Origin of the sequence: Thiohalocapsa sp., assembly GCF_019695415.1 — a bacterium.
GTDB lineage: Bacteria > Pseudomonadota > Gammaproteobacteria > Chromatiales > Chromatiaceae > Thiohalocapsa.
This window is the reverse complement of the sequence record NZ_JAIFKJ010000156.1, coordinates 1-6637: the sequence shown is the minus strand read 5'-3', so window position 1 is coordinate 6637 and position 6637 is coordinate 1. Positions and strand designations below refer to the sequence as shown.

The window sequence follows — 6637 nt, the reverse complement described above, 5'->3', positions numbered from 1 at the left end:
TCACTGCCCGGAGGCGCCTTTGGGTGGCAGTGATGGGCCTTTGGCTTCAAAGACGCCAGGTACACAGATACATCAGTCGGTCGCCGATTCAATTCGGTCGCCGGTCTGCTCAATCGCCTCCTGGGCCTGGTCAACCGCCTGATCAGTTGCTTCGGCTGCCTTTTGTGCCGCGACGTCTGCGGCCTCGCGGGTTTCCTCCACTGCTTCGCTGACCGCTTCGCCCACGTCCTCGTCGCTCATGTCCTGCGACTGATTGTCGCAGCCCCAGAGTACTGCGCCAGCCAGCCCAATGCTTGCGAGCGCGATGTAGATTTTGTTCATGCGTGTGCTCCTCGGTCGCTGTTACAGCTTATCGGCATTCGCTTGTGGGCATTCGCCCGCCGCGAGTTCGCTCGATGCCATGACATTCGCTGCAAGCATCCGGCCAGTCTCCATAACTCCCTGGGTCAACAACACAATTCGGCCACGCACTGCATCGCCGTCGTCGTTTGGCCTTAGAAGGTGGGGGATAGAAACCGCCAGGCGGGGCAAATCCCCCGTTTTTCATCGATAGCGCCCGGATCCATCAGAGCAGACTTGCGGGACTGAGCCGCGTTGCGCGCTGGTGAAGGCGCTTATCGTGAGCTCGATAGTGCCTGCAGGAGATTGATCGCAACGCATGGCGTGCGGATTGCAAATCGATCTGTGGAGAGACCAATTTTTTTGGGCATCGTGCGCAAAAAATTGGACGTCCTGGCCCATACGGGAAACGCCAAGAAGTCGGCGTTTCCCTCTGGGGTCGCCGATTTCTGGCCGTCCCGCCGAAAGCAGCGCGGGAAGCGAAAATGTTGGTGTCTCAACGGTCCATCCGCCAAAGCCGGAGGTTTCTTATGTTTCAATGGGCATTGGTTTTTCTTATCGTGGCGATCATCGCGGGCCTGCTTGGGCTTTCCGGTGTCGCCGGCGCCGCCACAAATATCGCCTGGCTCCTGTTCTTGGTCGGCATCGTGTTGGCGGTAATCTTCTTTATCCGTGGCCGCGGCCCTGTTCGTTAGGCATACGCGAATAGATCGACGCTTTCGCAAGCGGCGCGGGTTGGGCAGCAGTAGGCGGCAGTCCCGCTGGTGGCTGCTACGGCGGTGTGGTGATGGCGATAGTGGCGGGTCGACGGTGGTTCTTCGCCAGCCTTCGGTTCAAGTACCCCACCGCTGCCCAAGCGCGGTATGACCGGCTGGTAGGCCAAGGGCTTTCACATCACGGACACGCATGATGAGCAAAGAGCGAGACGAGCGCCGCAGCGGTCCAGGGCCAGATCGCCAGGTCAGCGCGCCCGGCGCGCCGACCGCGCCGGCGGATGCCCATCGGGCGACCCCGCCGGAGCCTATTGAATGCGCCCAATGCTAGAGCTCGATCCCCGCCGACGAAGCCTTGGTGCCCGAGGGGGTGGAGTACGTTATTTACTTCCGACGACCACGGTCGTGTCGCCGCCAAGTTGTCCGACAGCGCTTCAGGAGCCGAAGACATCATCGAGCAGGCGGAGGGCGTGCTCGGCATCCCGTTCGACTCGGTCGCCAACGAGCTGGTGGCCGAAGGCGTGCAGAAGTTCAATGGCCGCTACGAGCGCCTGTTGGGTGGCCTCGCCGAGCGAGCGCGGCAGCTGAGGGCTGTCGAAGCGGCGGGGCCGCTCGACGCCGTCGCGGTGCGGCTCCGCGCCGCTGCGCTGCGCATGACCACTGAGGCCGGCTCGGGTCATCCGACATCCTGCCTGTCCTGCGCGGATCTGGTCGCGGCGCTGTTCTCCACGAGATGCGCTGGGACCCCAAGCGTCCGTGGGGCAGCCGAGATGCCAAGCAAGCGCCTGGGCGAGATCAGGACCGCTTCGTGCTCTCGAAGGGGCATGCGGCACGCATCCTGTGGGCGGTGCTGCACGAGGCGGGCGCGATCTCGCCACTGATGTCGGATGTCGCCCGTCCGCCGCGCGCTTCCACCGCAGCCTGTGCTTCGTCGCGGGTATAGGCGTCGAGGGTGGTGGTGAAGACGAAGGTCTTGCCCGCCAGCGGGGTAACTTCCGCATGGCGAGGATGGGCAGAGGGCTCGTCGCCGCGCTCGACCCGCTCGCGGTTCAGCGCGGTGAAGCCGGAGCGGGGCATCAGCACCCCGGCCCGCCTTGCGAGACCCATCGGCCATGGCCTTTCTTCGAAGCGTGGGCAGATCCACTGCTTGACCCGTCCACAACTTCACAGTTTACGATCGCATCGATCGCCACGTTTTTGCGAGGGTCCGCAGGGCATCTATGTTCAACATTTCGGAGCTGGCGAGGAGCGTGGGGCTGTCTCGCTCGACGCTGCTCTACTACGAGAAGCTCGGTCTGTTGAAAGCTCAGCGCCAGCCGAACGGCTACAGGGTCTATTGCGACGCCGATCGCCAGCGCCTGCTGTTACTGCAGCGACTGCAGGCCGGCGGGCTGAGCCTGAAGGAATGCCAGGACTGCCTCGATGGCAAGATCGACCGGGATCAATTGGGCAGACGCCTGGAGACGCTCAAGGCCGAGATCGAGGCGAAAACCCGTTCGATGGAGCTGCTCACTGCGCTTCTCGGCGGCAATAGCCTGAAGGCGTGGCATGAGGAAGTCGAGCGGCTCGCGCCCGATCTGCACCGGGATTGGCTGATGACACAGGGGTTCTCCAGCGAGGATGCGGCGCGCGTCGCTTTGCTGTCGAAAGACATGAACGACCACGACCGCTACATGGCGGCGTTTAACGAAATCTTTTCCGGGCTGGACTACTGGGGACCCGGGTCCCGACAGACGACCGAGAAGGCGCTGGCGGCCTTGCCATTCCGGCCGGAGAGCATCCTTGAGATCGGATGTGGGAACGGCGTGGCGACCCTGGTTCTGGCGGCGCAGACCGGTGCGCGGATCACGGCGATCGACACGGATGCAGGCGCGCTCGCGCGTCTGCGCACTCGTGCGGCCTCCGCAGGTCTGGCCGACCGCATCGAGGCACGCTGCCTGGACATGGCGCGCCTGCCGGTGCCGGATCAGCCCTATGACGTGATCTGGGCAGAAGGGAGCGCCTACATCATCGGCGTGGAACGCGCCCTCGAGTCCTGGCGGCCGATGCTGCGCCGGGGCGGTGCACTGGTGCTCTCCGACATGGTCTGGCGCACGGATCACCCGAGCGAGGACGTGCAGCGGTTCTGGGCCTCGGAGTATCCCGCGATGACGACGGTGTCGCGGCGACTGGAGCAGGCAACTCGGGCCGGCTACCGGGTCCTGTCGCACGTTGACATGGGGCGGTCCGCACTCGACACCTACTATGAGCCCCTCGAGGCGAGGCTGCGTGACCTCGAAGGGCTTATCGAGAACACGCGGGTGCTGGAAGACCTGCGCCGGGAGCTGCGCGCGTACCACGAAGGGAACGAACAGTTCGGCTACGAGATGTTCGTGCTGGAGCGCCGCTGACCCCGGCCGCCCGGCACGGGTCAGCTACCGGGACAGCATGTGCTACACCCTTCAACGGGCAGGTACTCATGGCGTTTGAAGCTCGTGCGTATTCCGACGAAAGTGACCGCCCATTCCGGCGATCGTGACCGCCTTGGGACTCGCGGCGGCGCTGGCCGTTGGAGTGTCGATGCAGTGGTCACGATCGGTCAAGTTTTTGGGTCGGGGGCCGGTGCGAGGAACCTGGCACGAGGTGCTGGGGACACGCTGTTGAAAAAGCCAGCAGCAGTCGCGCCGCAGGCGTTGTCGGTCTGCGCCGGGGGTAGCGCGGCGCAGTGTGGGCAACGGGTGCATGAGTGTGGGCAAGGTGGGGGCAACCCGCCCGTGGCGGGTTGTCCCCGGCTTGTCCACACGGCCGCTTGCGGCATGCACGCGTTGTCCACACGGAGTCCGCTGGCACGGCCTCGGCCACCACGTCCCCGGCTGTGCCGGCGGCGCGGCGCTCAGGGCGTGGTCGCGGCGCTGCGGCGCATCGACTCACCGCTGAGCGCCAGGCGATGGGCGTTGTGCAGCAGGCGGTCGAGGATCGCGTCGGCGAGCGTGGCCTCGCCGATCAGCTCATGCCAGGTGTCCACCGGCAGTTGGCTGGCGATGAGTGTGGCGCGGCGCCCGTGGCGATCCTCGATGAGCTCCATGAGGTCGTTGCGCTGGGCGGCGTTGAGCTTGTGCAGGCCCCAGTCGTCGAAGATCACCAGATCGGTGCGTGCGAGCTGGCCCAGCAACCGGCTCCAGCTGCCGTCGCCATGGGCAATGCGCAGCTGCTCCAGCAGCCGCGGCAGGCGCAGGTAGCGCACCGAGAGTCCTTGGCGGCAGGCCTGGTTGCCGAGGGCGCAGGCGAGCCAGGTCTTGCCGCAGCCGGTGGGGCCGGTGAGGCAGAGGTTCTGGCCCCGGCGGATCCAGTCACAGCCGGCCAGGGCCGCCATCTGCGCGCGGTGCAGCCCGCGCGGATGGCGGTAGTCGATGTCCTCGACACAGGCGTTCATACGCAGCTTCGCCGCGCCGAGCAGCCGGGTGAGACGGCGATTGTCGCGGTGCAGGTGCTCGCGCTCGATGAGCAGCGCCAGGCGCTCCTCGAAGGCCAGGTCATGGGTCTGCGGCTGGGCGAGCTGCTGCTCGAGCGCCTCGGCCATGCCGGTGAGCTTCAGCGCCCGCAGGCGCTCCAGGGTCGGTTGTTGCAGCATGGGTCGGGTGCTCCTCAGTGGTAGTAGCGCGCGCCGCGCACGTTGGCATGGCTGGGCAGCGTCGCTGGTTCCTCGTCGGCCGCGAGCGGCTGCTGATCGAGCCCTTGGCTCAGGATGGAGGTGACGCTGCGGTAGCTCGGCGAGGCGATCGCCAGCGCCCGCGCACAGGCGGCCTCCAGGCGCGCCTCACCGTGGCGGCGGGCATGGCTGAGCAGCCCCAGACAGGCGCGATAGCCGTGCTCGGGATGCGGGCGGTCGGTGAGCTGATGCGCGACCACGGCCCGCGTGGCCGTACCGATCGCCTGCGCCCAGTCGAGGAAGCGCTGCGGCGACCATTGCCGATGCGCCTGATGCGCCTTGGGCATGTGCGCATCCAGGGTGGAGAACCGTCCCGGGCCTTGGCGCGGATGGGTGGCGACGCGCTTGCCCTGGTGCAGCACCTCGACCGTGGTCGCGCTCAGACGGACGTCCACGCGCGCCCCGACCAGGCGGTGCGGGACGCTGTAGCAGCGCTTGTCCACCTCGATGTGATAGTCGATGCCGACCTTGGCATGGCGCCACTCGGCGTACTCATAGGGCGCCGCCGGCAGGGCTTTCAGCGCCGGGCGATCAAGCTGCTCGAACCACGTGCGACGCGAGCCGGGCAGCTTCTGGAAGGGCCGCTCGTTGAGCGTGATGAGCAGCTCGGCGATGGCGGCGTTGAGCTCGGCGAGCGAGCAGAAGGTCCGGTGGCGCAGCCGCGCCAGGATCCAGCGCTCGACCACCTGCACCGCCACCTCGGCCTTCGCTTTATCCTTGGGCTTGTACGGGCGCGCCGGCAGGATGGCCGTGCCGTAGTGGCGCGCCAGCTCCAGGTAGGTGGCGTTCGGCTCGGGGGCGTAGCGGTCGGCCTTGGTCACGCCTGAGCGCAGGTTGTCCGGCACCAGCAGCGCCGGCACCCCGCCGAAGAACCCGAGTGCGCGCTGATGCGAGCCGATCCAGTCGGGCAACGACTGCGTCCAGGTGGCCTCGGCATAGGTGTAGTTGGAGGCCCCGAGCACGGCGACGAAGATCTGCGCGTCGCGCAGCTCGCCCGTGGTGGCATCGACCACCGGCACCGTCGGCCCGCAGTAGTCGATAAAGAGCTTCTCCCCGGCGCGGTGGACTTGCCGCAGGCTGCGCCGCTGGCGCTTGACCCACTGGCGGTAGCGCTCGCAGAACTGACTGTAGCGGTACGCCTGCGCCCCTGCCGCTGCCGCGTACTCCGACCACAACAGCTGCAGCGTCACCCCCTTGCGCCGCAGCTCCGTGTGCAGCCGCGCATGGTCGGGCTCCACGTAGCGTGTCGACGCCGCCCGCGGCGGGTACAACAACGCCTCCAGACCCGCCTCGTCCAGCTCCTCAGGCAGCGGCCAGGACAGCCCCCGCGCCTGCGCCAGGCTGACGTACTTGTTGACCGCCCCCTTCGATAATCCCAACGCCCGGGCGATGGTCGCGTGACTGAGCTTCGCCTCGAACTTCAGCCGTAACACTTCGGTGATCTTGCGCATCGGACTCCTCTTGCCCGGCATCGTCTGCTCCGCGTCAACGAAAACAGGTCAGATGCCGAAAAAAGTTGAAGAAATCCAGCGCGCTGCGAGACTTTCCGGGGATCGTGACCGGCCATTCCGACAACGTGACCAGCGATTCCGGAAACACGCCCGAAATCGGTCACGATCAAACGGAATCAGCGGTCACGTTCCGCCGGAATCGGCGGTCACGTTCGAGCGGAATGGGTGGTCACGATGGGCCGGAATACGCAATATGGCAACGTTGAAGCGGTTTGCGCTGTAGAGGAACTCCATGCCGCGCGGGGCATCCGCGTAGCTGGAAGTGGCCATTGAGCAGATCGCGATCGGCGCCTCCTGGCCCTGGAACTTATCCACGGTCCCGACGCGCGCAGCGTGAAGGCGCTGCTGGATTTCGAATACCTGAGCGTTGTATGGCGTGATAATGA

General features: G+C 66.2%; 8 protein-coding genes. 2 read left to right on the top strand and 6 right to left on the bottom strand.

All coding sequences use genetic code 11. The annotated features are described in order from the left end of the window. Positions 1-72 precede the first annotated feature (72 nt). Positions 73-321, bottom strand: a complete 249-nt coding sequence (locus tag I6U14_RS04110; protein ID WP_296897081.1) for a hypothetical protein — start codon at positions 319-321, stop codon at positions 73-75. A 548-nt stretch (positions 322-869) separates the two neighbouring features. Between I6U14_RS04110 and I6U14_RS04105 the strand changes: the two genes are divergently transcribed. After that, positions 870-1034, top strand: a complete 165-nt coding sequence (locus tag I6U14_RS04105) for a DUF1328 domain-containing protein (RefSeq protein WP_296897079.1) — start codon at positions 870-872, stop codon at positions 1032-1034. Positions 1035-1486: 452 nt separating this feature from the next. Here I6U14_RS04105 and I6U14_RS04100 read toward each other — a convergent pair whose 3' ends face one another. Both I6U14_RS04100 and I6U14_RS04095 read right to left on the bottom strand, forming a co-directional pair. Next, positions 1487-1732, bottom strand: a complete 246-nt coding sequence (locus tag I6U14_RS04100) for a hypothetical protein (protein WP_296897078.1) — start codon at positions 1730-1732, stop codon at positions 1487-1489. Positions 1733-1847: 115 nt separating this feature from the next. Then, entirely contained in the window at positions 1848-2129 is a 282-nt protein-coding gene (locus I6U14_RS04095) for a BRCT domain-containing protein (protein ID WP_296897083.1), read from the bottom strand. 143 nt (positions 2130-2272) lie between these two features. Between I6U14_RS04095 and I6U14_RS04090 the strand changes: the two genes are divergently transcribed. Beyond that, entirely contained in the window at positions 2273-3442 is a 1170-nt protein-coding gene (locus I6U14_RS04090) for a MerR family transcriptional regulator (protein ID WP_296897077.1), read from the top strand. Between the two features lie 482 nt (positions 3443-3924). On the opposite strand, the gene istB is transcribed toward I6U14_RS04090, so the two are convergent. The 3 genes from istB to I6U14_RS04075 all read right to left on the bottom strand — a co-directional run. Then, on the bottom strand, positions 3925-4662 hold the full coding sequence (gene istB, locus I6U14_RS04085; protein ID WP_296897076.1) for an IS21-like element helper ATPase IstB: 738 nt from the start codon (positions 4660-4662) through the stop codon (positions 3925-3927). A 14-nt stretch (positions 4663-4676) separates the two neighbouring features. After that, entirely contained in the window at positions 4677-6212 is a 1536-nt protein-coding gene (istA, locus tag I6U14_RS04080) for an IS21 family transposase (protein WP_296897075.1), read from the bottom strand. A gap of 162 nt (positions 6213-6374) precedes the next feature. After that, positions 6375-6637 (bottom strand): AAA domain-containing protein (locus I6U14_RS04075; RefSeq protein WP_296897073.1); only part of this gene is annotated, 263 nt, incomplete at its 5' end.

Coding starts and splice junctions, on each gene's coding strand:
- I6U14_RS04110 (WP_296897081.1), bottom strand. CDS start 321: ATGAACAAAATCTACATCGCGCTCGCAAGCATTGGGCTGGCTGGCGCA.
- I6U14_RS04105 (WP_296897079.1), top strand. CDS start 870: ATGTTTCAATGGGCATTGGTTTTTCTTATCGTGGCGATCATCGCGGGC.
- I6U14_RS04100 (WP_296897078.1), bottom strand. CDS start 1,732: ATGACCCGAGCCGGCCTCAGTGGTCATGCGCAGCGCAGCGGCGCGGAG.
- I6U14_RS04095 (WP_296897083.1), bottom strand. CDS start 2,129: ATGCCCCGCTCCGGCTTCACCGCGCTGAACCGCGAGCGGGTCGAGCGC.
- I6U14_RS04090 (WP_296897077.1), top strand. CDS start 2,273: ATGTTCAACATTTCGGAGCTGGCGAGGAGCGTGGGGCTGTCTCGCTCG.
- istB (WP_296897076.1), bottom strand. CDS start 4,662: ATGCTGCAACAACCGACCCTGGAGCGCCTGCGGGCGCTGAAGCTCACC.
- istA (WP_296897075.1), bottom strand. CDS start 6,212: ATGCCGGGCAAGAGGAGTCCGATGCGCAAGATCACCGAAGTGTTACGG.